A 24,266-nucleotide genomic window follows, 5' to 3' on the forward strand; every position below is an offset into this window, starting at 1 on the left:
CAACGGGTCTTGGGGGGCTAGATCAGGGATTGCTGACCTCTTGCGATGCGACCAGCTTTCGCTCGTGCATTAGGCAAGAACAGAAACGATCCCTGCTGCGTGCCAAACACACCACCGTGAATGGCGATGGTCAGCTCCCAGAAGATGCCGTGTCGCGTATAGATGGCATCGAACTTATTGATGCCTTCGCGGAAACTTCTGCGAAAGGCACCTGCATATACCAACAAGGAAAAGAACGGCAGAACAACAAACAGAGTTGAATAGAGGTTCATTTCAGTCTTCCTCGCATACGCGCCATCCGAAGGGATGACTCCCACGTTGCTTTCAGGATTGAGCGACACGCCAAAATAAAGGAGGAGGAGGAAGAAGAAGAAGAAAGAAGAAGAAAGAAAGGGTACGTGACGAAAAAAAGCCGTCCATAAGGACGGCCGAAAGGGAAGAGTTACTGTTAGGACTGCATGAGCTTGGTGATGCGGTCCGCATCTTTTTGAGTGGTCATGCCGCTGCCGATTCGGTCGCGGAGTGCTTGGGGGATATTGATGCCTGTATGGTCGAGGAAACTGACCACCCATTCACCAGAGGTTCCTTTGCTGACCATATCCGCCACGATGCCGACGGTGTCTTTCATGGGTATTTCTTGAACGCTAATCACGATGAACTCCAGAAATTGAATGTTAGCGGGAATGGCATAAAGCCTGTGTGTTCTGAAGCTGCAAAATGCAGAAGGCCGGCTTGGCTAACTGGTATCTCCCGTAAACGGGGTCTCGCGGAGGTCAGCTGTGTGCTGTTCAATGACTAGCCTTGCCCCCAGAATTGAGCAACATGGCATTGGAAAGCGTTGCGTTACGCGATAAAAAACCCCGGCCAGGTAATCTGGACGCGGGGTTGGTGAGTTGGGCAGGGCCATGGCGGTCGATCAGATCCCAAGCTCCTGGCGGACTAGCCGTTTCTTCCACGGATAGGGCAATCCGGATGGATGGCGGCCTACGAGTATTCGCAAGCACGCCAGTCTCGACAGCGCAGGCATGGGCCCCAGGTTGCCGGGGCGCTCCGGTGTTTTCAGTACGGCGACAAGCCATGACGAAGGTTGCTCATGAGCCGCGCGGATCAGTGCGTGGAACTTCCGTATGCGTTGGCTCAACATGGTGCGCCACCTTCATCGATTGTGCCGGCATTCAAGTGGCGTTCATCGATCAAGCCAGCCTCGCACGCCGTCTTGCTGTCGGTCTCCTTGCCGTACTTCGGACATTCATCGGAAACCGGCTGCGAGTAGTCGAACCAGGTGCACGAAATAACTTCGCACCCGGGAAACGCTTCCTCGGCAAGATCCGCGGCGTGCTCGCAGTCGGTCGCATCACAGTCGAACGCCATCCGGAATCGGTCTCCGTGATGCTCGTGGAGCATCACACGAAAAGGCTTCAGGCCATTGGCTTCCAGATCGCGAAGCCTGCGCTTCTCGACGGCCGCCCGGAATGGCGCAACGTACTGGTCGCCGATCCGCCGGTATGTCATGCCCAGGTCCCGCGCCTCAAGCGACGCGCCGAGATAGGCGGCGGTTTCCCACGGAGACTGGCCATAGGTGCTTGCCCAGCAGAGGTGCTTCACTTCCTTCCAGAAGGTCTTGAGGAATTCTTCGGTTGCCCCCGCGGCCACCAGATTGTCCATGACCGTTTCAATCGGCTTGGTTTGAGCCTCGATGAACGAATCGGTGAAATGGTTCCATTTCTTCAGTGCCGCGATGTGCGTAAGGCGCGGCTCGCCTGATTGTTGAACATTTGGCATGATCGCTTCTCCTTGCAAAAGGCCGACAGTCAAAATGACCACGTTCACCTTGCATAAAGGGTTGAGGGACAAGACGACAGAAAAAACCCACCGACGCACAGGGCGTTCAGTGGGTTATGGGTCAATGATTCCTGATCTTGGGCATCAGCACCTGGATTTGGCGTGACGTCACCTTGATCTTGAGCTTCGCATCGTCGGACAAGACCGCGAGCACTGGCTCAAACATGGTGATCGGGAGCGTGGTTACCGAATCGTCCCCGCCCATGATCGCCCCCTTGGCTTCGTACCAATCATCGAACTCGCCGCCGGCTTTGGGATCGGACTCCGCAGCGTAGGCTACGACGTTGGTGCTTTTTCCTTCCTCGACCAGCAGCGAAGGATTGCCGTTGGACATGAGGTAGACTCCTTGATCCGCGACCAACCACAGCCCGGCGGGCAACTTACACAGGTCGATGTTCTTGGAGTCCGGCCAGTCGTTTTCGTCCTTTTTGACCTCGCCACCCTTGTGGTACTCGGGCACGAACAGATCTTCATGGGACGGGCGATGCTCTGTGCAGGCCTTGGAGTGCTCCACCAGGCGGCGTACTTCGGAGACTTTGAAGGTCAATGTTCCGGCCATGTCAGTTCCCCTCCACCGCATAGGCGTATTCCCCATTGGGGAGACGCACGCCGTTCACGATACGAATACCGGTCTCGGGACGCAGGATCAGGCGGCTAAGACCGTCCTGGAAGATGGAGAAGACCACGTTCCCGTCGCTTCCATAGACATGGATGCAGGGCACATGGGAGTCCTCGCTTCCCGGCAGCGCGTTGATCTCGGCACACAGTCCAATGCCGAGGTCGTCGGTGTGCCCTTCGACCGGACTGACGTCCAGGTAGACCTGGCCATGTGTCCCACGATGGTCGGTGATCTTCATCTGGTAGTCGCACGTGGGTTTCAGATCGCCGTTGTAGGCGATCGAATTCCAGTGTGTTACCTGAACAGAGGAGACCGCCGTGTCTTGTACCGCTGCGGGTGCCGCGGCTTCTTGGGTCGTGCTTTGCATGATTGCAACCTCCTTCTTTGGATACCCGGAAACATTCCAGGCTTCGTCGTTGCAGGTGGTGTTGATGGACGCGTCCTACGAAGTCTTCTTCTTCGTTAGGCGTATTCCATCACTATCCCGTAAATCCTGTCGGCTTCCTCCACCGTCCGTATTCCTGCCGTGTGGTACTTCCAGCCGATGCGGTGGCTGATCGCCGCGTAGAGCTTTTTCCTGTCCATCGTTCCGCCTTGCCAGATCGGGTCGAGCAATTCGTGGATTCGCTGGCGTGCTTTCTTGAGCTCGGGCGTCGGGATGCAGCCCAAGGGCCTCGTGCGGTTCCCCGTCTTGTGGTGACAGCCGACGAAGTTGCCGCAGGCGTCGCACTTCCAGAATGGCAGGGCAGACAGATCGGGGCGATGCGGGTAAATCTCTTTCCCGTCGGTGAGCCGCGGCAGCACGTCTCTACCGCATCCACAGCAATAGAGCTTGATGGTCTTCATTCAGATTTCGTTGCCGGGTCGATCACGTTGAAAGCCACCCAAGCGGACACGGCGACCGTGCTTGCCGTGCCAAACGCCAGCTGGGCACCCGGCGGGAAGTCGCCCGCCTTCGCTTCTGGGAAGTGCTCGCCGATCGTGGCCCAGAACGCTGCTTCCGCGGCCTCGGCTGCGAGTTGCGTACGGACGGTCAAAGATTCTTCAGCCATGCTCAAACCTCCCTGGGGTCGAGTTCAATGCCGGCGAAGGAATCAATGGAAACTGAGCCGCCTCTGGAATAAACCCGGAAAAGCCCGTTTTCCATCTCGGGGTCATCTTCGCGTGCGTTTCGCGCTGCCTGGATCACTTCATCGTCGCTGTCATACGGGCCATGTAGCTCAGGCTCTATATCGCCAACCATAACGAGCAGGTAATGCTTGTCCGTTGCTGAAGTTACCTTGGTGTTGAGCAGGAAGTGCCACACCTTTTCGACTGAGATGGCCTGTTTCTCGGTGTCTGGGTTGTCCTTCATCTCGTAGATACCTTCAGCCAGACCTGAGCAGATATCTTCAAGGTGGCACTTGGCCATTTCCAGCACGCTATTCAGGTCATCGCGAATGTCTGAGATGGGGTCAAATCCCATCAGCCTTGCCATACCAGCGAGTTCTTTCGCTGCCGGGTCGTTCTGGTCGAACGCCTCGAAGGGGGGCTCATAACCTTCTTCCTCGGCGTCCTCGATCGCCTTCTCGTAATGCTCTCCATTGTCATACTCTGCTTGCGTCACCTCCAGCTCGACCGCATGGAATATCGGCTCGCCAGAGGCGTTCTTGCACAAAACAAAGACTTTGATTTTCATCTGGGCTCCTCGAAACCCGTGCAATTTCTTGCACGGGTGGTGGTTGGGTTACGCCGCTTCAGCCACGGGCTTGTATTTCAGCTGGGAGAGCGTGCAGTCCTCCAGCGACTGGTCGGCCCGCTTGCCCCGGTAGATGGGCTGATAGAGGCTTCCGCCCTTGTAGGCATAGAGGTACTGCACCTCGACGATGTCGCCCACGCTGGGAATGTCGTAGTTCGGCGGAATGCTTACGTTGCCGAGCAGCACTTTGTTGCCATTCTGGTCGAAGGCCGCCACCTGAACGGAACGCTTGCTGTCGTTCTGGCTGTCCACAACGAACGTGCCGGATTCGACGAACTTGTACTTCAGTTGCGTACCACCGGAGCTCGGCCTGCCCACCGTGTAGGCAGCCCGCAGCCGCTTGAAAACGACGCCTTCGCCTTTCTTGCCCTCGACCAGCGCATAGGCCTCGCGCTTTTCGTCTTCGCTGACGTGGATATCGACCAGCACGACCACCTTCGGATCGAGCGCGCGAACCTCACGCATCAGTGCGTCATGGCGATCCTCGTAGGGATACTCGCGAAGATCGGTGCCATTCCGCTCAAGGATGTCGAAGGCGTAGTACACATCGCCGATGAGTTCGCCGTCGATGATGGTGTTGGCGCTGACGACGCCGAGCGCCTCGACGACGGGCATGGGCAGTGCCACGCGCAGGCCTTTGCGGTTGATGCCGAACCATTCGCCGCCGACGTTCGAAACCATGCGACGCTCGCCGTCGTATTTTTCCTGAAGACACCACGCCAGATCGGCGAACAGGTCGTCCAAACCACATTCCTCGACCGGGTTCAGGAGCTGGGGCAGGACGCCCGTGACCAGTTCGCCCTTCGGTGTGTCTTGGTAGGCCGTGCCTGAGACATCGGGCGTATAGCCTTTGGCCATCTTCTCGGTGACGAGCTTGTCGAAAATCTTCCGGGCTTTGGCCTCATCCACGGGGGAGGGGGTCTTGGAGCCGGAGGTTAGGCTGCTGCCCCTGCGACCGTATTGGAAGTTGACCAGATAACCCCCATCCGTCTGGACAAGTTGTACCTGATAGGTTTTATCGCTACTGCCTTCGCTGAAATAGAGAGAAACGCTTTGAATTTGCATGGTGGGCTCCACTGTGATGCGACGGGGAACATCCCCGCCTTCATATAAATAATGATATCCCCAATGAGTACATTTAGCAAGCACAAAAAAAGCCGCAAACCCATATAGGGCGCGGCTTTATGCCATTTTGATCACATGACGAGAGGGGGTTCCGATGTTGGTGGCGGGCCGTCTTGCTTCGTCAGCCTTGTACGGTGACGTAATCCTTCAGGTGTTCAGGATCGCGTCCACCAGCACGCGGACATGATCCGGCATCCTGCGGAACTGCTTCGAGGTGTCTGGGAGCAGCCAGTTGTTGAAGGTGCGCGGCTTCACGTCGATCCGTTCGGCGAAGGCTTTGCGCTGCAGGCCTAGCCGTTTCATTGCCGCCCGCAGGAAATCTTGCTGGGAGACCTTTTTTTTAGCCTTGCTGTTCTGGCGAGGCCGCCTGGCAATCTCATCCCGGCAAAGAGCCAACAGCAGCCCTCTGTCCGTTGTGACACGACGGAGAGCTTTCACCTGGTTCACCAAAGCGTCTTCTTCCGGCTCCAGGTTGGCCTGGAACGAGCGCTTTCGGGCGCGGTGCGCATTGGGATCTTTTTTGGGTGCGTTCATGGGAGGCCAAAAAAGTATACTCAAGCATCTAGACGATGGCAATCGTGGTCACGTTTGGGCGTCAGGATGAGTTACTCAATTGAGTAAGCTGCCACCAAATCTCAAGATCTGGTCTGACGAAAAATCTTTTGATATGACGAATATTCCCACCTGTCACAGAGGGCTTACCAAAGTCGAAAAATAATTTTTCCATACATTTCAGTTGTTTATGAAACTGGATCGAGAATTGCGGGTGACAGCACATCTACCTAACGGGTTCGTCAGGGATGGTGTGTGGAGTCAATGAACATTGACAGCGAAAAACACAGTAGCCGTGTAAAGGCGCTTGTTGCGCGCGTCAAAAATCGCCCTGACACGGAGGTCCAGCAGTCCATCATTCGAGTGGCCATGGGAATGGCCGTTTGGATTTATTTCTTGTCCGGGTGGCTATCTCATGACCCCCAGGCCATCAAGATCTTCCCGTACCTTGCCGTCGTCAGCCTGGCGGTTTCGATACCTCTCCTGGTCTTTGCCTCTTTGGATCCAGACGTTTCTGTCCCGCGCCGCGTACTCGGCATGGTGCACGACTTCGCCGTGATTACCTTCGTCGTGGCAGTTGTTGGGCCTGCAGGCATCATTATCGTTGGCCTTTATCTGTGGGTGACGCTCGGCAACGGCTTCCGCTATGGTATGCCATACCTGCTGCTCTCGACCATTGCTTCCGTTGTCGGCTTTACAGTTGTCCATGAGGTGAATCCATACTGGAACTCGCAGCCGTACCTCTGGTGGGGCTTGCTGTTTATGCTCGTGTCCGCCCCGGCATACTCGTCCGTCCTGTTGCGTCAACTTCACGGCTCTATCGAGCGTGAAAAGGAGGCCAGTGCGGCAAAGTCAAAATTTCTGGCCAACATGAGCCACGAACTGCGCACGCCGTTGAACGGGGTGATTGGCGTGACAGATCTTCTCGCTGAAACGGAACTCGACAGGAACCAGAAGCATCTCGCCGATATTGCCCAGGAATCTGCCAGGGCCCTACTTGAGCTGATAGACAACATTCTCGACATTTCCGCGATCGAGGCGGGGCGCATTGTTTTCACGGAGGAGGAATTCGACCTGCACTACCTCGTCAATTCGGTCGCTTCGATCATGCGCCCGCTTGCCAAGAATAAAGGCATTGAGCTGAACGTTTTTGTGGCGCCGAATGTTCCATTCAAGTTGCGTGGCGATGATCGCCGGCTCCGCCAGATATTGATCAATCTTCTGGGCAACGCAGTCAAGTTCACTGACCGCGGATGGGTTGATCTGAATGTTTCATTCCATTCGTCCCCTGAAAAGAGCTTGTTCCTGTTCACGGTGTCGGATACCGGGGTCGGCATCGAAAAAGAGGCACTCGACCGCATCTTTGAGCCGTTCACACAAGCAGACTCCTCGATCACCAGGCGCTTTGGCGGTACCGGCCTGGGGATCACCATCGTCAAGAACCTGGTAGAGAAGATGGGCGGCTCCATTCGTGTTACGAGCACAGTGGGACAAGGCACAACTTTCCACTTCGATTTGCCATTCCAGGTGTCTGACTCGACCGACACGTCATTGGGCTTTCCAGCGCGCATTGCAATATCGTCCGGAACCGAGCGTGTGGACGCAATGGCAAAAATGCTTCGCGAATTGGGCGGCGACGTTGTGGTGCTTGATTGCGCCAAGAAACTGACCGCGAAATGTTTGTTGGATGCCAAGGCCGACATCATCTTTGTCGAGGAAGACGCCCTTTCTGGCAACGCGTCCACCATCATGCAACATCTTCAGGAGTCAACCACGAGTTCGCTTCCGCACGTGGTGCTGCTCGGATCCAATACTAGTGCGTCAAGCGACAACACGCTGATTCATTCGGGTTTTGCCTCGGTACTGCGCGGGGGCATAACCAAGTCGCTCCTCATCAATATCCTGCATTCGGCGGTTGCCCAGCGTAAGAATGCCAATGTCGCCTCGCTGAGTGAGCGCTTCAAGGCAGAATCTGGCGGCGCAGGCCCGTTGTGCATCCTCGTGGCGGAAGACAACCCCGTGAACCGAACCGTTCTTTGCGAACAGCTCGAGCGCATGGGACATTTCGTGTGTATCGCAACGAATGGAGAGCAAGCGCTGAATCAGCTACAGGTCGAGCATTGCGACCTTGCAATCATAGACATGCACATGCCAGAACTCGCGGGGCCGGATGTCGTCAAGCGTTGGCGCTTTATGGAGGATGGCCGCATGCCTATCATCATGTTGACGGGCGATGCGCGTCCCGAGGCACGGCAAGCCTGTCTCGATGCGGGCGCGGACGACTTTCTCACCAAGCCGCTCAATTCTTCCGACCTTGTCGCAAAGCTCGCCAAGCTGGCGCAAACGGCGGAGCAAAAGGTCGTCTCCGCGCTGTCCGCGCGCGCTTCTTGCCAGTCGCATCGCATTCTTGATCCGTCCGTGTTGAACAATGTTGCGGAGATGACCGGTGTGGATTTTCTCCCCGAGGTTATTGCCGTGTTCCGCGAGCAGAGTCAGGCAAGCCTCAAAGAGGTACGCCGCGCATTTTTTAGTCACGACCAGATAAGGTGGCAACAACAGTTGCACATGCTCAAAGGTTGCGCTTATGACATTGGTGCCTGGAAACTGGGTGACCTATGCGTCAATGCAGAGTACATCCCACTCCATAACGACCACGAAAAAATAGCCGCGGCGAAAATGGAGGAGATCAGGGCCGCCATCGACGAGGCTCAGACGGCAGTTGATGATTACATGCGCAGCGCCATGGGTGGCGCTCGCTGCAACTGAGACAGCGCCGCACCGCCGGATGACTCGACCCGCTGTCCTGTCTAAGGCATCAGCAAACTGAACTGGCTGCCTGCCCCAGGTAAGACTGTCACGCGCCGGCTGGAATCCAGCGCGTATCGTCCGGTATTTACGACTTGAAAGAGGTCTGAATAACGCCGCAAGGTCTGCCTGACCTTTTCGCGCCAGAACTGTGTGCGGGTCGGCTGGTTACCTTCGATTTCACGGTAGATTTCCGGTAAGTCGGCGACGCCGCCCAGCCGTACCAAGGCACACTCCACCACCTGACGCCAAACGGGGCCCGCGCTTCCAGCCAGCGCATCCCGGTAGATGTGGGGCAGCTGCTGGACGTCGGCCGCCTCCCGGTACAGTGCGAACCCGACCAGGGTGCGGCGCCGGTCCTTGGAGAAGATCGCAAACACCAGCGGAAGCGACAGGCCGGGAAAAATGTTGCGGGGGATCATCTCCTGCATGAGCGACCAGCGCTCGGCATACTCGGCCACGCGCCCAGCTGTCTGGAACGCGTAGGCTGGAAGAATGAAGCCGACGCGCCCGCCATTCGGCAGCAGCGCAAAGGACCGCTCCAGAAAGCCGTCGATCACGCGCAGGTTGAAAGGCGGGTTGCCGATGACGGCCGTGGGGGTCACCGTGAGTGGCAGCGTACGGAAGTCCCCCTGCAGTATCTCGCGGCCGGTGTTCGCGCGCGCCGCCTCGACCATCTTCGCGTCGATATCGATGCCGATGGCGTGCACATGCGGCGGTACGGCAGCCAGAAAGGCGCCCGGTCCGCAGCTCGGCTCGATGACGCAGTCACCCGAATCCAGTCCGGCAAAATGCCGCTCGACCAGGGCCTCCGCAACCCAGACCCGGGTAGGGTACTGGCCAAGGGCCTTCGTCGACTTATCAGCTTGTTCCATGTCGTTCGCTGCCTGGGTGTCTTGAATCTTCACTCATCTTCCTCCGGTGCAAGGTCGAAGTAGTCGTACATCGTTGTGATGCCAGACCACATGCGGATCGGCGCGTTGGCATGCAGCCCGATGCTCATCCGCAGGGCGTTGTCTCGGCCATGTTCGGTGAGCAGCTTCCGCCAGGTGGCTACGTCGGCGGTCACCGGAAAATTTGGGCCGCCGGCGATATCGATGGTGCTCAGGCGCGGCAGCAGGTAGCTGTCTGAGGCGGCCCCAAGGATATGCATGCCGGAGAGCTGTCGACTGCTCACCAACTCAGCCAGGGCATGCTCGGACTTGGCCGCGGCATTGGACGGAATTCCGCAGATGAACTCATGCTTCCTGATTCCGTGGCAGGCCCTGGAATCAGGAAGCCTTTGCCTCGAAGCGCATTTCAGCCGCGGCCTCTTCCTTGAGGGCATCCAAGGCCTGTTGGGGGGTCATACCTTGTTGGTGGTAGAAGGTGAATATGGCTTCCGGCAGATCGTGATGCTCTGCCCCGAAGATATTCTTGGGGTCGGCGTTGAGCTTGGCCACATGCTCGCGGTCCAAACGGTTGGCCTCGGCCGCGAATTCGGTGAGCGTCATGGTCGGGGCCTTGGGGACGGCGCGGAGTATGGTGTCGATGTCGCACACGAACCCCTTTCCGTCGCTTTTGCGGTCAATCATGACGCAGTTCCGCCCACGCGATTTCATGCCGCGCACGATGAAGACCTTGCCCTGCAGGGTAATCTCCGTATCGAGCGGCGGAAGCTTGTACAGTGCAGCAGACCGCTCGTAGAGCTCGGCGTCGCGCGACTTCGCGCCGACCACGGTACCTTCGACCTTCAAGGTCAAGTGGGACTCCGTGAAGCTGATGTGGCCTGCTTCGAGTTTGAGGTTGTGCTTTTGGCCGACACTGGCCAGGGCCTGATTGATGTCCTCGCGGAGGACCTTGAGCGTGGCTCGCGTGATCATGGTCTATTGACTCCTGCCTACGATGCCGGAGGCGACGGCTGTCGATACATTCGACACAGTTATTATACTCAAACGTCTAGATGTCGCAACGCATAAAAAACCCGGTCATCCGCAGTGGAATGAGCCGGGTTGGCGGTTAAGAGCGATCATCGAATTCATAATGGCTTGTTGCCATCATCATCGATTGCATGGGCCGTTTCGACGTTATTGCTCGTCAGGCCAGCGTCTTCAGCGAATTTCTGACGAACTGTCGAAAATCGGCATCCGACAATTCCTCGTTCTCAACATTTGCTGCCAAGGTTGGAATATAGTAATCGGCGGCCGATTTGGATGGCGGAGGGAAATCTATCGTTGCCAGGACCGCCTGCGCTTGCTGGAGTAAATTCGAGGCGCGCTCGATTCGTTCTTCGTTCTTCATGCTTTTCCTTTCATCTCATAACCACGTAACGGGCCGAGGATCGGTGTGCTTCGCTTCAATTACCGCGCCGCACATCTCCCAAGCCTGCGACCTGGACATGAATTCACCCTTTGCCTGAGGAAGAGGGCAACCAAATGCACAGTTGTTCGGGTGGGTGAAGTAGTTGAACTTGCCGTCTCCAGCTTGCTCGACTGCAGCTCCAAACCGGATCGCTATTGTGCGGTTTTTAAGGCTTGCTTTTGCCATGTCAGTCCCCTTTCTCATCGCCAACGCGGCGCAACGCCAAGAACGCTGCCAGCGCGCCGATTCTTGATGCACAAGGCGGCCTGATGGGCTTCTTCGATTGTCGTGAAGGATGCGACCTCGTCACGGCGCTCGCCCGGTTCTAGGATGCGGCCGTTTTTCCCCAAAGGGCGGTCGTCGGCAGTCCCCCCAAAGAAGGGATCGCCCGTTCCAAGGAACTCGATCACGGCCATCTCCTTTGGCAGGCACGGCCACCTTGCCTTGTATTGCTCAACCCAGGCGGGGTCCTCGAGTCCAATGTGAGAGTTGCTCATGGTGCTTCTCCTTGCATACGCGCCATCCGGAATGGAAGGCTCTGACGTTGCGGTAAGCTTTGAGGGACACTCCCAAATAATGTCCATGCGGCACTACGTGCCCAGGACCAGGCTCACGGCCTGTTTGTGCAATCAACCGACTGCTTGCTGGCTGGGAAAATGCAATCGTCGGCATGGATGGAACGCAATGGAACGCATACGTCAGGCATAAAACCCCTGCCTTCAATGCAACCAGGGAGTTTCTTAACAGGCAAGAAAAAAGCCCAATCACACTAGGTGAATGGGCTTTGGTGGTAATGAAAATCAGGCGTGGTGACGTGTTTCACTGCCTTTCTCGTGGTCATCTGCGCGATGGCTGTTCATGTAAAGCGCAAGCCCTACAATAAACGCAACACCCAGCGTGAAACCAATCAAAGACTCGATACTCATTCCGGGTCTCCTTTGCGTAAGTAAACTGCTACTGATACTAGCACAGCAAACAACACCAGTAGAAGCAGTACAACTTCCCAACCAATTTTGTGGTCGACCAGCCCGCTGAGTACAACCGCCACCATACAAGCTGTGGCGAGGTTATCCAGCACTTTGGCAACCCCTTCTCGTTGGCACTTATTGAACTGCATAAATCTCCTTTCTGCCATCACCAAAGCAAGTGGCATCGGCCTTGTGTGGCCAGGCTAAATTCAACCGTTGACTCTATTGCTACCAGGCCATGCTTTGGCTACTGCCAAGCTGGTCAGGTAACACCTTTTCACCATGCCGGCTCGTCACAAAACAGACCGAACCACCGTCCATTTCAATCCCGGAAATTGAACCATCCAGATCCTGAACATCCTTGGCGACGAATGACTCGACGACGCCCTTGGCGGTTTTATAAGTCACCGTTACCGGAAACATGTTTCGCACCTTTCCGAGATACCAAGATGGACCGGGCAGCCTAGTCGTGGCCCATTTTGTAAGTTTGTGTGCTCTGGGGACATTCACCATTGCTAAAAACCAGCAAGTAGCCAGCAATAGCAATTCAGCGATCGCTCCAAACGGAAGTAAAGCCAAGCGTAAATTCCGCATGTTTGTTCTCCTTCAATTAGTGATTACCTGAAACTCATCCAGGGCGCCAAAAGACTTCGCAATGAAATTTGCATATCTTCATGTCGATGGGCAAAACTCTCAATTGTGCCCGGCACATGTCGATATAGGCCGGGTTTTCGAGGCTGGGCGTGTTCTGCATGATGGCTTGTCCCATGATGTTTCATCAGGCTTTACCGCTCTCGATGCAAGCCGCAAGGCATCGTGCGAACTTGACGTATTCAGGGGATTGCGATGCACTGGAACGAAGGCTATCGTAAGTCATCTCCCTCATGGCCTCGAGTTTCACACTTGCCTGGACTGCATCGAATCCGCACCCAAGGTTTGCTGTCGCGATTTTCTTCAGGAAAGCAAGAATGAAATGATCGAGCGCGTCCTTCGCTTCATTTGGCAGAATATCCAGCAGTACGCGGTTTGAAGCAAACAGCACGTGGTCCAAATCCGCCTTGGTTGCGACGAGCGGCCCGAGAACGAAGTCCAGTGCAGAGTCGGCGCCTTCTAAATCACCGAAGGCAACGAATTGAAGTGGGCCATCTCGATCATGGATCACACACAACCGAGGCCGCCATTTGTACGCTGCTTGGCGTAAAGCAGATGGTCTTGAACGATCACTATCCCACCAGTTTGGGGAATAACGTTGAGGTGCAATTGAGACATCGCCCAAAGCACGACGTTGGTGGATTGCAGTAAGTCCTGTCATGTTGTATCTCCTGGCAGCAGGCCGTCCTCGAAATGAGGGCGTTCACCTTGCCGTGAGAATTGTGGGACGCACGGGCATAAGCCAGGCCATGGGCAAAAAAAATCCCCTAAGGCACGAGGCACAAAGGGGATTTTGCGTTAGACCGAACACAAGGATCGGAAAAACGGTACTGCGGTCAGGCGTTCAAGCCGACGACGTCGGATGTCGGACGCGCTTCCGGACTGCTCATGAAGGGTTGATACCCTTCAAGGTACGGATCTGCAACCGCCTCGTCGAGTTTCTCGCGTCCAAACCGGCACGCTTCGTCGAAGGTTCCTTCGACTTCTTCCTCGGCGTAGACCTTGTCTGCCCGGGTGACGACCATGAATCGATTATGGGTCGTTTCATAGATCGTGACGGATGGACGGGGAACGCCCATCAAAGCGCTTTTCAAAGCCTTCAGGTTCTTCTTGAGAGACATAGCAACCTCCTAAGGATCCAGGAACATCCTGGTTTCACGTTGCAGTTAGGATTGAGGCTCACGCCCTATGAAAGGTGGGCGCGGATGCTTATTCTCTCAGTGCACCATCATTACGCCGATCATGAAGACCTGGTTCTTCAGGCTCACGTCCGGGATCGGCACGCTGTTGTATGAGCCAAGGATGTCGCCCTGGACCCTTGCGTCGCCTCCGTTCAGCTGGGCGCGGTTGTATCCGTACCGGCCGAACACGGCCCACGAGCCTTTGATGCGGTGCACCGCCTGCAGGCTGATGCCATACGCGCCTCCAGCCTTGACTGGTTCGGTAACCAGGTAGCCGTCCAGTCCAAGCACCCGCACCGGTACCTTCTGTTCTCCGGAAGAAGCCAGACTGTAGTAGAAATCCATGCTGACCAAACTGTCCTTGGTGCGAATAGGCGATAGCCGGACGAATGGCGAGAATGCGTCGACCTGAAGGGACGTGTCACGGCTCGTGTCCGTGTTGACGATACCGACGAGTGGCCCGCCGCCAACCGCTACCGGAGTGTTTGAAGTAGCCACGTCGGCGCCGATCATGGAGTACGCCAAACCAACCTTGATCCACTTGTTGCCCAGGCCAAGAGCAATGTCCATGCTCTTGCTGTCGTTGTCGACCGTTGTATGGCCGCCGGCTTTCAGCATGAAGAGATTTCCGTCAAAGTCGAGGCCGCCTCCAAGGGCGACGCCGGTCGACGACTTCATGTAGTCACCGGAAATCGAACCGCTACCGATGCCGGCGCCGAATCCCATTGCGGTAACGAGCAGGTCCTCGGCCTGCGATGGACTGGCAGTTAGCCCAAAACAAATGGCAAACAGCGCGATATTGAATTTGTTCACTTTGTTTGTCCTCCGTAGACGAAGGCAGCTTATCAAAGCGAATGAACGTGCAAGAACAGCGAAAACGCTTCGTCACACGATTACGAATCGAATTTCAAACAGAGGTGGACCAATGGCAAAAAAATGCCGGCTGTGAGCCGGCAAAGTAAGGGGGGAGACCCCTGCGGAGAACTTCAGCCACTTGCGAATGGGGTCCGCAAACAGCAACCTCATCCTAATAGAACGGGACGTTGTCGGTATATACAACTTTAATTGTAGGCCTGATTTAACGTTATGATTAAAAACAACAAATAGTTTGTGAACACGTGGAGTATACTTTTCGCATTCCTGCTGCGGACTAGCGAGATAGCCATGAATATCTGGAACCAGCAAAGCCAGCACGACTTGGTAGCTGACGTCTTTCGTACCGCCCCCGCCAAGAAGGTGGCGAAGCGCTGCGGCACCTGTCGGAGCTTCGAGAATGTGTATGCCGCAACGATCGCCCGTGCTGATGACCAGTCGGCCATGATGGCCTACCGCTGCGAATGCTGTGGGACAGAATGGATCGATTGCGCTGCTGCGCGCTGAACGCTGCCTTCTAGAGTCCTTGCTTCGAGTAGCTCTCGAACGCTTCCCAAATGCCTTGCAGGCACTGCATGTCCCCTTCGGAGAAGCCGGCGGCCAGTTCGGCCTGATCTATCGGTCTTCCTTCTGAGTGTTTCGCGGAGACGAATGCGAGCAGGCGGCGTAATGCCGCCAATTCCATGTCACTGAGTTCGAGCATGACCCCCATGCCGCGATTTTACCAAGGCTCATGCCGTTGCGAACGGGGATATTTGTGCACTGTTTGGGTCAGAGGGCAGGCAAGCGCTGAGAAGCGAAACATCGTGCAGATTCCGGTCGTCCATGATCACCAGATCCAATCTGACATGATCACCTATACTAATTTTTCTGACAGACATCCCACCGATTCCGACCAGATGATCTCTCCCATGGCTCAAGGTGGCGCTGGTTTAGCGGCAGGTATCTGAGTCGACTAGCTGAGGGAAAAATCAGCCGCATAATCCGGAAGCTCTTCAGCAGTTTAGGTCTGCCATCCCTCATGGGATGGCAGGAATCGGTTCATTGAACCGCCGTGTACGGTCCCGTACGCACGTGGCGTGGGAGGGGAAGATCGTGAGGTCTTCCCCTATCGCGATTGGACGGACACTGTTTACGCTTACTCACAGGAGGAATGTATGGCTCGCCCATTACCGAACTGTTCGAATCAAGTGCTTGCAGCGTTCGTCATGGTGGCTACCGCCTTTGCCTCTAGCCCTGCGTACGCCAAGACGCCAAAGTGGGTGAAGAAAATCGGACAGGTTGCAAGTGACGCAATTACAGCTCCGGCAAAAGTACCGCTCCAGATCACAAGAGAGGCAGGGAAAACCGTCGGCGGCGATGTGGGACGGGGGCTGGCGCACGCAAGCCAGGAAGCGATAGAGGAAGTCAAGAAAGCGGAAAAGAGTGTCGGCGGCTTCGCAAAGGAGCACAAGAAGGAGATCCTCACCGTGGCGGTAGTAGCCGGCGCTGGCTGGGTAGCCTGTGCTGATGGGTGCACGATCCTGTTAGCAGTCGGCGATGCGTATGTGAAAGTGGGCTCCATTGCTGCCGGTGCTGCGTTGGCGACCAACGAGAAAAAACAGGAGTCACCCCGTTCACCTGGGACACCTTCCTACCGGCAGATGGCCAAGGAGGTCGACAAGCCGCCGACACAGAGCGCTTTGGTGGCGTCAGATTCTCTCAAGTGGAAGCGGAACACCTTGTTGACAACCCAATCGTCGCGCACCGCGGTAAGTGATTTGGAACAACATGGTGAGACCGTCAGCGATACCTTCAGGGAGATACTGATTGCACGAGAAGTGCCGAATCCAATCAGCGCGTTCGCTCAGGTGACGTTCAGCCCAAGTGTCTCGGATGCCCCTGTCTATAACGAGGACCGCGAGATCAGTGCCCGGCTAAGCGCGTTACTCACGGAGGCCACTCGATCACAGCCGTATCTGCTCTTGGAGCCGATGAAACCAGCCGACATCGCGATGCCCCATCCCCCCGGGCCTGAGTTTAAGGAGAACGGAGCGGTCACTGCCAGCGCGAAATCAGTAACCATCAATGAGGCCATCGAAATCAAAGCGGGGTTGTTGGGTACCTTGACGGGGCTGCCGCCTGAAGAGGTTCTCAAACGTACGCGAGAAGGCCTCCGCTCTGATCTGCGAAGCCTGGGTACTGACAAGAAAACTACTCCGAAATAGCGGGGGCCTAGAGTTCTCCGCCACCTCCCTCCAAAAACTGGTTGCAGCGGACGGCACTTCGCGTCGCAGCTGAACCGAGGCGTGATCGGTAACGCCGAACTCCTGGCCTATTGAACAGTCAGGCTAAGGCGCTGCTCAGGCCGAATTGCACGCATAGGTAATCTGGCGGGATTTTGGAGAGTGAAGCGGCCATACAGACGCCTGCTATGGCGAAAAGGTGCCCCCTGGCGCTGGCCGGTCACGCCTATCTGGTCGGCCGCCATTATTCTCCCCCTCACAGACTCAAAGTCGCAGTACGTCGGGTGATCATCACCATCATTCGGTCTGATCAGGTCGCCGGTCAGGCTGATCATGAGCAGCGGCTTCTGCTCATCGCGACAGGACGGTCGTTACAAAACTTTATTTTGCCGGAATCGTGTCGATATACGTGTGTAAGCCTGTCAGCGGCAACTTGAAGGATCTGTCGTCCACATCACTGTATCCGACCGCTGTTGAACGCGGCCCAGAGATATCAGGTATACCGCAACAGATTTTGGTGAGATTTGCTGATAGGTTGGTTGATGATGCCGCTGGAACAACTCAAGACAAATCCGAAGTTACCCAGCCCGAAGGGCGTCGCCCTGGCTGTGCTTGCTCTGTCCAAACGCGAAGACGTAACGCTGGGCGAGATTGCGCTCGTGGTCGAAACCGATCCCGCCTTGTCCGGACGCCTGATCAAACTGGCCAACAGTGCTTCGCAGTCCTCGCGTCCCGTGGTATCCGTACGGGAAGCGATCGTTCGACAGGGCGAAAAAACGGTATGCCAGCTCGCACTGGGATTTTCACTGCTCGATCAGCATCGCGCCGGCGCATGCGATTCGTTTGATTACCAGAGATATTGGTCGCATTCGTTGCTGATGGCACTGGCCATGAAGGCACTTGGTGCGCGTGTTCGTGTGGGGGCCTCTGACGAATTGTTCATATGCGGCCTGCTGGCGCAAATTGGCCAACTGGCGCTGGCAACCGTTTATCCCGAGGAATACAGTGCCGTGCTGACTGCGCATCAGGCTAGTCCTGCACAATCCATCGCTGTCCACGAACGTGAGCGACTCGAAACCGACCATACCGAACTGGGCATCGCAATGATGTCCGATTGGGGCATTCCGGGGGTGTTCACCCAGCCGCTGGCGCTGTATGAGGACCCGGATCAGCTATCTGACACCACAGAATCGCGGTCGAACAGCCTGGTTTTGATGCTGCGCCTGGCACATGGGCTGGCCGACATCGCGCTGGCGCCTGCTGACCAACGTCCGCAAATGATTCCGGCGTGGTTGGCTCTGGCTGAGAAACTTGACGTCCGTTTCGATGACGTTGGCAGGTTTGTCCATGACTTGATCGGCGAATGGCATGACTGGGGTACCTTGCTGAAAATCCAGACCGAGCCGTTGCCCCCCTTTACCGGCTTGTTCGACAAAGCCGAAAAGGCCGCCAAAGACGCGTCGTTGCTACGCATTGTGGTGGCCGACAGCAACGATTTCACCCGTCGCAAGACCATGGCGCTGCTGGCTGAAAGCGGCCAACATACCGTTTACCCTGTTGGCGATGGCCATTCCGCGATGGCACTGGTCCTGGAGCTGATGCCGGACGTCATCATCGCCCATATGAGATTGGACCAGATGGATGGCCTGGCGTTATGCCAGACATTGCGTGAAGTCCATGCAGGTTGCGGCATCTATATCGTGCTGATGGACGACAAGCACAGCGATGAGTTCTCAATCCGGGCCTATGAGGGCGGCGCGGACAGCTATGTGCCCAGCACGATCAGTTCAAGGGCGTTGCACGCCCGGCTGGTTGCTGCGCAACGCCTGGCGCGTTTGAAGAACACGTTGGTGAAAGAACGCGCCAGCGTGGGCAAGCAAAAGTAGCCATCCGCTCCGCGCGTTCTGTTGGCTGGGGCGTGGCCGCCCGCATCTACACGCTGTTCCTGGCGTCTGCCAGTCGGCTGCGCAGGCGATCGACCGAGGCCGCTTCGCGCAGCCCGAGATAATCGCCCACGACAGCATCTGGGACGTCCTGCGCAAACAGCATGGCCACGAAGCTGTTCCGCAGGGTCTGTGGTCCTTCCCGCGAATCCAGATCGACACCGGCGCGTTCCATGACTCGTTGCACCCGCCGATACAGCGTGGCTGTGTCCATCTGCCGGCCGTCGGCGCCGGCAACGAACAGCCAGTTGCCGGGAAAGCGCATGCGCGCCCGCTGCTCGAGCCACTGCTTGAGGACGCCGCTGGCGAAAGGCAATAGGCAGGTGGTGTGGCCAGGTCCGTTTTCCACCAGGATGTCGATTGAGGCAGAATCCGAAGATATGCAACTAACGGACAACCCCCGCGCTTCACCGACCTTCACCCCACCCCCAAGCATGACCGCGGCGATCGCGAGATCCCGTTTTTCTTTCCAGGCCGCATCTTTTCGGTCATAGGTTTCACCGGACAGATCCCGTCCGATCCATTGGATCACCGCATCCCGCTTGGTTTCTTCCAAATACGCCGTAGGCGCATTGGTGCCTTCCCCGATGCGCTGGCGCGCAGCTTGGCTGCCCGGATTCCCCAGGGAAGGGTTTTCGAGGGCGAGATGCTGGTAGATGCGCTCGATCAGGCGCACGTAGCGGTAGCGATGTTGCTTCGTGAGGCCGGCGTCGTCGAGAAATTGCTCGATGTGGCTGCTCCGGATCCGGGCGAATCCCAGGTCGTGGTCGTGCATCCATCGCGCGAATTTCCCCCACATGAACCGGTAGACCTTGGCGCTTTCAAGGCTCATCCCGTTCATTGCAAGCCATCCCTCAAAGCACGCCAGGGGATCGTTTTCCCAGTCGCTCAGTTTGCCGCTGACGGGGAAGAGGGGAGGGGAGATGGCCTTTGCGGACGCCGGCGTATCGCTATCGGTTGGTTGCGGCATGGTTTTCAAGCCATCCTCCTCGAATGACATGATGTCAGGACTCGATCTTGCCGATGAACGCCTGTTTCTCTCGCCACATTTCCTGGACAAAAGGATCGGTGACGCCATAACGACCATGTCCACGGCGCATGATGATGTTGGCTGCAAGCAGTTCATTCGCCGCCGGCTGGATTTCTTCGACCCGCACCTCACGGCCGATTGCCTTGGAATACTCAGCTGCCGCTTCCGCCGAGAAAACGCCCCGTGCATCACCCACTGTGGAAGCGATTTTCTCAAAGATGGCTTTTGCCAGGCCGCCTAGCTCTTCGACCTTTTGAAGTTCGATATCAGCCGCTGTCGAACGTAATGTTGCTGCGATGACCGGGAGAAGCTCGTCCGGGTTGCCACCTGGCGGGAGGCTGTAGATAAGCTGCCGAAGCGCCTTGATCATCTCCTCGGGACGATTACCCAGTGTTTTGAAAGCCTGGGTTACAACCTCAAGGGAAGGCAGCGGGCTCACCCCATCCTCGGCCAATCTGTTGAGGAGAAACTCCAAGTAATGCTCGTCCAGCAAGGGAAAATGAATCGACGTTGCACCGGCAAATGCCTGGTTACGACGCGCGGAAAGCTCGCTGACCAGTGCTCGATGCGATCCCGTGCCGATAAAAATGAAGTGTCCCGGCGTGCCCGGGCGGGTGTTGATTGCGTCACGCGCGGCTTTCAGCGCAAAGAGCAGCTGATCCCCTTCATCTGACGTGATGGCATGCTGAACTTCATCTACGATCAAGACCAGATTCGTCTGTGACTGATCGACAACTTCAGCGAACGCCTGGGCAAGTGTCGGACCGCCTTCCTGTCCTACGCTTTCCAGTTTGAAGCCGAACTTGAACCCACCTGCACCCAGGTCAACACCGCTCAGACGCTTGAGTTTATCCAGGAGGGCCGACGCTGGGGTTTGAAGCTCCTTGAGGGTCTTTTGGATGGCCGCGTGGACCAGCTTTGCCGGGCTTGTCTGTGTGGTCACTCCACAGGTCGACATAAATGACAATCGCGCCATGCTGTTCGAGCGCTGGAATGAGGTCGTTCTGCAGGAAGGTGGTCTTGCCGGTTCTGCGCAGTCCTGAAATGAACAGCCCGGAGCGCAGCCCCTCATCGAGCACGCTCGGGTTGAGAAGCTGACTGGCCATTTCGTTGGCCATTTCGGTGCGCGGGTAGAGGTGGCTCATCGAAATTATATAAAATTATTAGAAATGAATAATTATATAGATAGCATAAAAGTCTATAAAAATCACCCTTCGTGCTGTTGCGGGCGATAGCTTGGTGGGGGAAGCGTCTTTCGAAGGATTCCAGCTCGCCGTGCCGCGGGTTTGAGTATGCCTGGAGGCTAGGCGGAGCGAGCGGGCGTCAGCATGCGGGCGGGGTGGGTTTGGCTGTCCGTTAGTTGCAATACTGGAGGTTCTGCAACCAAAAGTGGAATAAAGAAACCCGCCATACGGCGGGTTTCTTGTAGAGCGTCCTGCGCTCAAAAACTGTAGGCGGCGCCGAGGGTCAGGGCTCGCGTCTTGTAGCCGTCCCCCTTGTAGAGGTGCGCCCATTCCAGGTTCAGCGCGAGCTGCTTGGTCAGCGCGAGCTGGGCGCCTGCGCCGTAGGAGCCACCGCTATCAGACGTGGAGCCCATTGCGCTGTTGCTCAGCTTGCCGTGCGTGTAGCCCGCCAGCGCGTACACGGAGAAGTTGTCGGCGAGCGGCAGCATTCCCTTGGCGTAGACGCCATACAGCATGTCGGTTTCGATCTTGACCTTGGTTCCGCTGTCGTTGAAGCTGTCGCTGGCAACGCCCGTGCCCAAGCGGCCTTCCACGGCCAGGTATTGGTTGACCTGGTAGCCGACCTTGGCCAGGACCACCACGGTTTTGAGGTCGACCGCGCTCTCCTTGTACTGGATCTGCGAGAGATCCGCCCCGGCGTACAGGCCTTGGGCATGCGCGGAAGCGGCCACCATGGCGAGGGAGAACAAGGCAAATTTGGAGATGGATTTCATTTTGGTTTCTCTGGATTAAGGGGGGAATTGGGAAAACCATCTTAGCAATTCGGTACTGCGTAAAACGAAGGGAAAAATAGCGAAATGGCAATCCTGTTTGTTATCTAGCCACGCTCAAATTGACGTGGCGGTGGAGAGGTTTTTTTATGCAGGACGAATCATGGTCGGTACCAGACGGACGAATTGCCCTACAACTGGCGTCCAAAAAACGAACCCTCTAATGCACAAGGCAAATAGAGGGTTATGGGATTAAGGCAATAGCTGCCTGGACACACCCGGGCTGCAATAGCCGAGGATGCGTTCACGATGCTCCCTCGATCTCTGAATCAGGACTCGGATGAGATATGAAAACCGAAGGCGATTCTCTGCCGGCGTACNGCCTGGCCAGTCGTGAACCAATTCCATGACACGTGCTAACTCGTCCGTCTTTCTGCGCACCCGAAAAACCACACTCGCCTTATCGGGTCGTGTTTTCCATTTCAACATATTACGTGCGTGATAGTCGCCATGTTTGAGCCTGTACTTCAACCAGGTGTCGTTGGAGATTTTCATGACAGTTCCCTACGATGGCTGCTCACAGCACTCGCCTGACATGAAGGCCACAAATTGCGCAGCTTTCCCGTACGACTTGAAGTTCGCGCGATTCTCGAACTCGCCGTTCTTATCCCTTGCCCAGACGCCATGGGTGTATCCCATTTGTGTCAGGAGCTTGGGCGGCTTCTCGGTATGCCAGCTTGCCATGATGCCTTCAGTGGATCGGATCTCCATGTCCGGCAAATGGTAGTTTTTTTGCTGATAGAGTAGCTCGCGAGTATCGGCATCCAGAATGCGGACGATGCAACTGTCCAGAATCCCGGGTCCGCCATATTCGCCTTCAGCAATCAGCAAAGGAATCTGCAGCGTTCCGGTAGAACGGCCAATTTTGCCCATCAAATCGTTCTCCTCCATCCAATCACGGCCAGTATTTCGGTCGCCATAGAACAGCCTCAAACGTCCACCTTCCTTCCGGTACTGCTCAAGGATGTTTCGAACCTTGGTCGACGTGTCGTAATCGAACCAGGTGCCCAACTTGCGAGTGCCAACGATTTCAAGCAGGTCACGGTAATGTTGGTATTGATCAAGAGTACCTATGTCGGCTTCCTGTGCCATGACGAGAGAGACGCCCTTACGCAGGATATTGAGTTTCTTGATCCGTCGCTGCAGTTCGAGAATCGTCTTGTAGACCACGTCATAACCCACGCACGAGACGAATTCAGTGTCTTTCAGCACAAACAGACGTTGTTCTTCGTTACAGGTGATTTCCATCTGATATCTCCATGCAAAAACCCCACCTCGAAATGAAGTGGTTTAAGCCTTGCAGGGAGAGTTGAGGAACACGGCATAAGCAGTTCTGCTGCTTCAGAAGTGCTTATGCCGTGCAAGAAAAAAACCCTCCGGCACATAGGCACAGAGGGTTGGTGGTGAAGAAGGATCATCCTTCGAATTCGTAGTGGCTGTTGCCATCCTCATCGATGACGTGACTCTTGATGTGTGGACAGACATCAACTGGTTTCACGGGACTTGCCGGGCCTTCGAGGTGAACGAGTATGTTCTCCTTCCGGCAGACAGGGCAAACAGCTTTCGACGCCAGGTACGGCCCCAGCATGTCTATTGCTGAGGACGCCGGCACGCGTTGCGCGCTCATATCGCACCTCCATGTTCAGCCCGTACTTCGCGAGCTGCGGCTTCCTCGTCTTCGAGCGTGATCGCCTTATGTGAAGGCATGCCGTAAAACCCGGGCTCATCGATTCTGACCAGATCGCAATCATCGGCATGATCGGCAATAACCTCGAAAGGGCGCCAACCTTGTCTGATGCACGCCTTCACAAACTCCTTTTCGCAGAGACGGGTATCGTTCAGACAGATCCCGTAATGTTTCTTCAACAGGACCGTCGAGATGGTCTGAAAATTTTGCACGTTCATTTGTTCACTCACATGCAATCGCGGCCTCCACGGGTGTGGAAGCTGGAACGCGTTGCAGGGAGAGTTGATCGACATCACCCGATAAGCGAGTCACCCAAAAGAAAAACCCCTCCGGCACATGGCACAGAGGGTTGGGTTTAAACAGTCGATGGTAAAAGCTAGTCCTCGATGAGGCCGATCCCGTTTACACAAAATTGAGTACAGGCTCCAAAGCCCCTGCAATGGCTGATGAAACGGGTGGGACTTTCGGAGAAAGACAGTCGCTACTCGGTCGCAAGTACAAAGCCCCTGCAATGGCTGATGAAACCAGCAGAGCCGCTTTGGTCTGGCGCTGATCGGTGAAGTAGTCGCAAGAACAAAGCCCCTGCAATGGCTGATGAAACTCTACCACGCCAACTCATAGGCGTGCCTCAAACAATTTCCTGTATTCGCGCGAACCGGCTTCGAATTCGAGC

34 protein-coding genes are annotated in these 24,266 nt (G+C 56.1%); 4 read left to right on the forward strand and 30 right to left on the reverse strand.

Annotation, left to right across the window (positions count from 1 at the left end):
• Window positions 1-17: 17 nt before the first annotated feature.
• The 10 genes from B059_RS0116230 to B059_RS20050 form a co-directional block, all read right to left on the reverse strand.
• Window positions 18-272: a hypothetical protein gene (locus B059_RS0116230; protein WP_018079308.1), complete on the reverse strand. Its 255-nt coding sequence runs from the start codon at window positions 270-272 to the stop codon at window positions 18-20.
• 176 nt (window positions 273-448) lie between these two features.
• Entirely contained in the window at window positions 449-628 is a 180-nt protein-coding gene (locus B059_RS0116235) for a hypothetical protein (protein WP_018079309.1), read from the reverse strand.
• A 509-nt stretch (window positions 629-1,137) separates the two neighbouring features.
• Complete coding sequence (locus tag B059_RS0116240; protein ID WP_157273776.1) at window positions 1,138-1,824, reverse strand: hypothetical protein; 687 nt, start codon at window positions 1,822-1,824, stop codon at window positions 1,138-1,140.
• A 79-nt stretch (window positions 1,825-1,903) separates the two neighbouring features.
• Window positions 1,904-2,401 (reverse strand): DUF3085 domain-containing protein, encoded by a 498-nt coding sequence (locus B059_RS19445; protein WP_018079311.1) that lies wholly within the window; start codon window positions 2,399-2,401, stop codon window positions 1,904-1,906.
• Window position 2,402: 1 nt separating this feature from the next.
• The gene (locus B059_RS0116250) at window positions 2,403-2,828 is read right to left on the reverse strand and encodes a hypothetical protein (RefSeq protein ID WP_018079312.1); all 426 of its coding nucleotides are present in this window, start codon (window positions 2,826-2,828) and stop codon (window positions 2,403-2,405) included.
• A gap of 95 nt (window positions 2,829-2,923) precedes the next feature.
• Window positions 2,924-3,307: a zinc-finger-containing protein gene (locus B059_RS0116255; RefSeq protein ID WP_018079313.1), complete on the reverse strand. Its 384-nt coding sequence runs from the start codon at window positions 3,305-3,307 to the stop codon at window positions 2,924-2,926.
• The gene (locus B059_RS0116260) at window positions 3,304-3,513 is read right to left on the reverse strand and encodes a hypothetical protein (RefSeq protein WP_018079314.1); all 210 of its coding nucleotides are present in this window, start codon (window positions 3,511-3,513) and stop codon (window positions 3,304-3,306) included. The genes B059_RS0116255 and B059_RS0116260 overlap by 4 nt, the downstream gene beginning before the upstream one ends.
• A gap of 2 nt (window positions 3,514-3,515) precedes the next feature.
• Window positions 3,516-4,139 (reverse strand): hypothetical protein, encoded by a 624-nt coding sequence (locus tag B059_RS20045; RefSeq protein WP_018079315.1) that lies wholly within the window; start codon window positions 4,137-4,139, stop codon window positions 3,516-3,518.
• Window positions 4,140-4,187: 48 nt separating this feature from the next.
• A complete protein-coding gene (locus B059_RS19455) occupies window positions 4,188-5,264 on the reverse strand; it encodes an ATP-dependent DNA ligase (RefSeq protein ID WP_081601668.1) in 1,077 nt (358 codons plus the stop codon).
• A gap of 207 nt (window positions 5,265-5,471) precedes the next feature.
• Entirely contained in the window at window positions 5,472-5,858 is a 387-nt protein-coding gene (locus B059_RS20050) for a hypothetical protein (protein ID WP_018079318.1), read from the reverse strand.
• Window positions 5,859-6,140: 282 nt separating this feature from the next.
• Between B059_RS20050 and B059_RS19465 the strand changes: the two genes are divergently transcribed.
• Window positions 6,141-8,642, forward strand: a complete 2,502-nt coding sequence (locus B059_RS19465) for a hybrid sensor histidine kinase/response regulator (protein WP_018079319.1) — start codon at window positions 6,141-6,143, stop codon at window positions 8,640-8,642.
• A 41-nt stretch (window positions 8,643-8,683) separates the two neighbouring features.
• Here B059_RS19465 and B059_RS0116285 read toward each other — a convergent pair whose 3' ends face one another.
• The 12 genes from B059_RS0116285 to B059_RS0116335 all read right to left on the reverse strand — a co-directional run bounded on the left by B059_RS0116285 (window position 8,684) and on the right by B059_RS0116335 (window position 14,634).
• Window positions 8,684-9,589 (reverse strand): TRM11 family SAM-dependent methyltransferase, encoded by a 906-nt coding sequence (locus tag B059_RS0116285; protein ID WP_018079320.1) that lies wholly within the window; start codon window positions 9,587-9,589, stop codon window positions 8,684-8,686.
• Window positions 9,586-9,858 (reverse strand): hypothetical protein, encoded by a 273-nt coding sequence (locus B059_RS0116290; RefSeq protein WP_157273777.1) that lies wholly within the window; start codon window positions 9,856-9,858, stop codon window positions 9,586-9,588. Before B059_RS0116290 ends, B059_RS0116285 begins: the two co-directional genes overlap by 4 nt.
• Window positions 9,859-9,952: 94 nt before the next feature.
• Window positions 9,953-10,543, reverse strand: a complete 591-nt coding sequence (locus B059_RS0116295) for a hypothetical protein (protein ID WP_018079322.1) — start codon at window positions 10,541-10,543, stop codon at window positions 9,953-9,955.
• 214 nt (window positions 10,544-10,757) lie between these two features.
• Complete coding sequence (locus B059_RS0116300; RefSeq protein WP_018079323.1) at window positions 10,758-10,961, reverse strand: hypothetical protein; 204 nt, start codon at window positions 10,959-10,961, stop codon at window positions 10,758-10,760.
• A gap of 15 nt (window positions 10,962-10,976) precedes the next feature.
• Window positions 10,977-11,207 carry a hypothetical protein gene (locus tag B059_RS20945; RefSeq protein ID WP_157273778.1) on the reverse strand — a complete coding sequence of 77 codons (231 nt, stop codon included), beginning with the start codon at window positions 11,205-11,207 and terminating at the stop codon, window positions 10,977-10,979.
• Window positions 11,208-11,221: 14 nt separating this feature from the next.
• The gene (locus B059_RS0116305; RefSeq protein WP_018079324.1) at window positions 11,222-11,518 is read right to left on the reverse strand and encodes a hypothetical protein; all 297 of its coding nucleotides are present in this window, start codon (window positions 11,516-11,518) and stop codon (window positions 11,222-11,224) included.
• Window positions 11,519-11,821: 303 nt separating this feature from the next.
• Window positions 11,822-11,947, reverse strand: coding sequence for a hypothetical protein (locus B059_RS21700; protein WP_018079325.1), 126 nt, complete (start codon window positions 11,945-11,947; stop codon window positions 11,822-11,824).
• Complete coding sequence (locus tag B059_RS0116315) at window positions 11,944-12,138, reverse strand: hypothetical protein (RefSeq protein WP_018079326.1); 195 nt, start codon at window positions 12,136-12,138, stop codon at window positions 11,944-11,946. Before B059_RS0116315 ends, B059_RS21700 begins: the two co-directional genes overlap by 4 nt.
• Window positions 12,139-12,217: 79 nt before the next feature.
• Entirely contained in the window at window positions 12,218-12,583 is a 366-nt protein-coding gene (locus B059_RS19470) for a hypothetical protein (RefSeq protein ID WP_038059126.1), read from the reverse strand.
• Between the two features lie 184 nt (window positions 12,584-12,767).
• Window positions 12,768-13,301 (reverse strand): hypothetical protein, encoded by a 534-nt coding sequence (locus tag B059_RS0116325; protein WP_157273779.1) that lies wholly within the window; start codon window positions 13,299-13,301, stop codon window positions 12,768-12,770.
• 175 nt (window positions 13,302-13,476) lie between these two features.
• Window positions 13,477-13,761 (reverse strand): hypothetical protein, encoded by a 285-nt coding sequence (locus B059_RS0116330; protein ID WP_018079329.1) that lies wholly within the window; start codon window positions 13,759-13,761, stop codon window positions 13,477-13,479.
• A 96-nt stretch (window positions 13,762-13,857) separates the two neighbouring features.
• A complete protein-coding gene (locus B059_RS0116335; RefSeq protein ID WP_018079330.1) occupies window positions 13,858-14,634 on the reverse strand; it encodes a hypothetical protein in 777 nt (258 codons plus the stop codon).
• A 351-nt stretch (window positions 14,635-14,985) separates the two neighbouring features.
• Here B059_RS0116335 and B059_RS0116340 point away from each other — a divergent pair, with 351 nt between their 5' ends.
• Window positions 14,986-15,201 (forward strand): hypothetical protein, encoded by a 216-nt coding sequence (locus B059_RS0116340; RefSeq protein ID WP_157273780.1) that lies wholly within the window; start codon window positions 14,986-14,988, stop codon window positions 15,199-15,201.
• A 10-nt stretch (window positions 15,202-15,211) separates the two neighbouring features.
• On the opposite strand, the gene B059_RS0116345 is transcribed toward B059_RS0116340, so the two are convergent.
• Entirely contained in the window at window positions 15,212-15,397 is a 186-nt protein-coding gene (locus B059_RS0116345) for a hypothetical protein (RefSeq protein WP_157273781.1), read from the reverse strand.
• Window positions 15,398-15,851: 454 nt separating this feature from the next.
• On the opposite strand from B059_RS0116345, the gene B059_RS0116350 reads away from it, so the two are divergent.
• Both B059_RS0116350 and B059_RS19475 read left to right on the forward strand, forming a co-directional pair.
• Window positions 15,852-16,901: a hypothetical protein gene (locus B059_RS0116350; protein ID WP_018079333.1), complete on the forward strand. Its 1,050-nt coding sequence runs from the start codon at window positions 15,852-15,854 to the stop codon at window positions 16,899-16,901.
• A gap of 560 nt (window positions 16,902-17,461) precedes the next feature.
• The gene (locus B059_RS19475) at window positions 17,462-18,805 is read left to right on the forward strand and encodes an HDOD domain-containing protein (protein WP_018079334.1); all 1,344 of its coding nucleotides are present in this window, start codon (window positions 17,462-17,464) and stop codon (window positions 18,803-18,805) included.
• 46 nt (window positions 18,806-18,851) lie between these two features.
• Here the strand turns inward: B059_RS19475 and B059_RS0116360 are convergent, their stop codons facing one another.
• The 7 genes from B059_RS0116360 to B059_RS20060 all read right to left on the reverse strand — a co-directional run bounded on the left by B059_RS0116360 (window position 18,852) and on the right by B059_RS20060 (window position 23,811).
• Entirely contained in the window at window positions 18,852-19,832 is a 981-nt protein-coding gene (locus B059_RS0116360; protein WP_245538820.1) for a tyrosine-type recombinase/integrase, read from the reverse strand.
• Between the two features lie 34 nt (window positions 19,833-19,866).
• Window positions 19,867-20,835, reverse strand: coding sequence for a hypothetical protein (locus B059_RS19480; protein ID WP_211206933.1), 969 nt, complete (start codon window positions 20,833-20,835; stop codon window positions 19,867-19,869).
• Entirely contained in the window at window positions 20,741-21,037 is a 297-nt protein-coding gene (locus tag B059_RS21280) for a hypothetical protein (protein WP_211206934.1), read from the reverse strand. The genes B059_RS19480 and B059_RS21280 overlap by 95 nt, the downstream gene beginning before the upstream one ends.
• Before the next feature lie 296 nt (window positions 21,038-21,333).
• A complete protein-coding gene (locus B059_RS20055; RefSeq protein WP_018079336.1) occupies window positions 21,334-21,849 on the reverse strand; it encodes a porin family protein in 516 nt (171 codons plus the stop codon).
• Window positions 21,850-22,410: 561 nt separating this feature from the next.
• On the reverse strand, window positions 22,411-23,154 hold the full coding sequence (locus B059_RS19490; protein WP_018079337.1) for a hypothetical protein: 744 nt from the start codon (window positions 23,152-23,154) through the stop codon (window positions 22,411-22,413).
• A 166-nt stretch (window positions 23,155-23,320) separates the two neighbouring features.
• Window positions 23,321-23,533, reverse strand: coding sequence for a hypothetical protein (locus tag B059_RS0116380; RefSeq protein ID WP_018079338.1), 213 nt, complete (start codon window positions 23,531-23,533; stop codon window positions 23,321-23,323).
• Window positions 23,530-23,811: a TA system toxin CbtA family protein gene (locus B059_RS20060; RefSeq protein WP_018079339.1), complete on the reverse strand. Its 282-nt coding sequence runs from the start codon at window positions 23,809-23,811 to the stop codon at window positions 23,530-23,532. The genes B059_RS0116380 and B059_RS20060 overlap by 4 nt, the downstream gene beginning before the upstream one ends.
• Between the last annotated feature and the right edge of the window lie 455 nt (window positions 23,812-24,266).

It is taken from the genome of Thiobacillus denitrificans DSM 12475, from assembly GCF_000376425.1.
GTDB lineage: Bacteria > Pseudomonadota > Gammaproteobacteria > Burkholderiales > Thiobacillaceae > Thiobacillus > Thiobacillus denitrificans.

Coding starts and splice junctions, on each gene's coding strand:
- B059_RS0116230 (WP_018079308.1), bottom strand. CDS start 272: ATGAACCTCTATTCAACTCTGTTTGTTGTTCTGCCGTTCTTTTCCTTG.
- B059_RS0116235 (WP_018079309.1), bottom strand. CDS start 628: ATGAAAGACACCGTCGGCATCGTGGCGGATATGGTCAGCAAAGGAACC.
- B059_RS19445 (WP_018079311.1), bottom strand. CDS start 2,401: ATGGCCGGAACATTGACCTTCAAAGTCTCCGAAGTACGCCGCCTGGTG.
- B059_RS0116250 (WP_018079312.1), bottom strand. CDS start 2,828: ATGCAAAGCACGACCCAAGAAGCCGCGGCACCCGCAGCGGTACAAGAC.
- B059_RS0116255 (WP_018079313.1), bottom strand. CDS start 3,307: ATGAAGACCATCAAGCTCTATTGCTGTGGATGCGGTAGAGACGTGCTG.
- B059_RS0116260 (WP_018079314.1), bottom strand. CDS start 3,513: ATGGCTGAAGAATCTTTGACCGTCCGTACGCAACTCGCAGCCGAGGCC.
- B059_RS20045 (WP_018079315.1), bottom strand. CDS start 4,139: ATGAAAATCAAAGTCTTTGTTTTGTGCAAGAACGCCTCTGGCGAGCCG.
- B059_RS19455 (WP_081601668.1), bottom strand. CDS start 5,264: ATGCAAATTCAAAGCGTTTCTCTCTATTTCAGCGAAGGCAGTAGCGAT.
- B059_RS20050 (WP_018079318.1), bottom strand. CDS start 5,858: ATGAACGCACCCAAAAAAGATCCCAATGCGCACCGCGCCCGAAAGCGC.
- B059_RS19465 (WP_018079319.1), top strand. CDS start 6,141: ATGAACATTGACAGCGAAAAACACAGTAGCCGTGTAAAGGCGCTTGTT.
- B059_RS0116295 (WP_018079322.1), bottom strand. CDS start 10,543: ATGATCACGCGAGCCACGCTCAAGGTCCTCCGCGAGGACATCAATCAG.
- B059_RS0116300 (WP_018079323.1), bottom strand. CDS start 10,961: ATGAAGAACGAAGAACGAATCGAGCGCGCCTCGAATTTACTCCAGCAA.
- B059_RS20945 (WP_157273778.1), bottom strand. CDS start 11,207: ATGGCAAAAGCAAGCCTTAAAAACCGCACAATAGCGATCCGGTTTGGA.
- B059_RS0116305 (WP_018079324.1), bottom strand. CDS start 11,518: ATGAGCAACTCTCACATTGGACTCGAGGACCCCGCCTGGGTTGAGCAA.
- B059_RS21700 (WP_018079325.1), bottom strand. CDS start 11,947: ATGAGTATCGAGTCTTTGATTGGTTTCACGCTGGGTGTTGCGTTTATT.
- B059_RS0116315 (WP_018079326.1), bottom strand. CDS start 12,138: ATGCAGTTCAATAAGTGCCAACGAGAAGGGGTTGCCAAAGTGCTGGAT.
- B059_RS19470 (WP_038059126.1), bottom strand. CDS start 12,583: ATGCGGAATTTACGCTTGGCTTTACTTCCGTTTGGAGCGATCGCTGAA.
- B059_RS0116325 (WP_157273779.1), bottom strand. CDS start 13,301: ATGACAGGACTTACTGCAATCCACCAACGTCGTGCTTTGGGCGATGTC.
- B059_RS0116330 (WP_018079329.1), bottom strand. CDS start 13,761: ATGTCTCTCAAGAAGAACCTGAAGGCTTTGAAAAGCGCTTTGATGGGC.
- B059_RS0116340 (WP_157273780.1), top strand. CDS start 14,986: ATGAATATCTGGAACCAGCAAAGCCAGCACGACTTGGTAGCTGACGTC.
- B059_RS0116345 (WP_157273781.1), bottom strand. CDS start 15,397: ATGCTCGAACTCAGTGACATGGAATTGGCGGCATTACGCCGCCTGCTC.
- B059_RS0116350 (WP_018079333.1), top strand. CDS start 15,852: ATGGCTCGCCCATTACCGAACTGTTCGAATCAAGTGCTTGCAGCGTTC.
- B059_RS19475 (WP_018079334.1), top strand. CDS start 17,462: ATGATGCCGCTGGAACAACTCAAGACAAATCCGAAGTTACCCAGCCCG.
- B059_RS0116360 (WP_245538820.1), bottom strand. CDS start 19,832: ATGCCGCAACCAACCGATAGCGATACGCCGGCGTCCGCAAAGGCCATC.
- B059_RS21280 (WP_211206934.1), bottom strand. CDS start 21,037: ATGAGCCACCTCTACCCGCGCACCGAAATGGCCAACGAAATGGCCAGT.
- B059_RS20055 (WP_018079336.1), bottom strand. CDS start 21,849: ATGAAATCCATCTCCAAATTTGCCTTGTTCTCCCTCGCCATGGTGGCC.
- B059_RS19490 (WP_018079337.1), bottom strand. CDS start 23,154: ATGGAAATCACCTGTAACGAAGAACAACGTCTGTTTGTGCTGAAAGAC.
- B059_RS0116380 (WP_018079338.1), bottom strand. CDS start 23,533: ATGAGCGCGCAACGCGTGCCGGCGTCCTCAGCAATAGACATGCTGGGG.
- B059_RS20060 (WP_018079339.1), bottom strand. CDS start 23,811: ATGAACGTGCAAAATTTTCAGACCATCTCGACGGTCCTGTTGAAGAAA.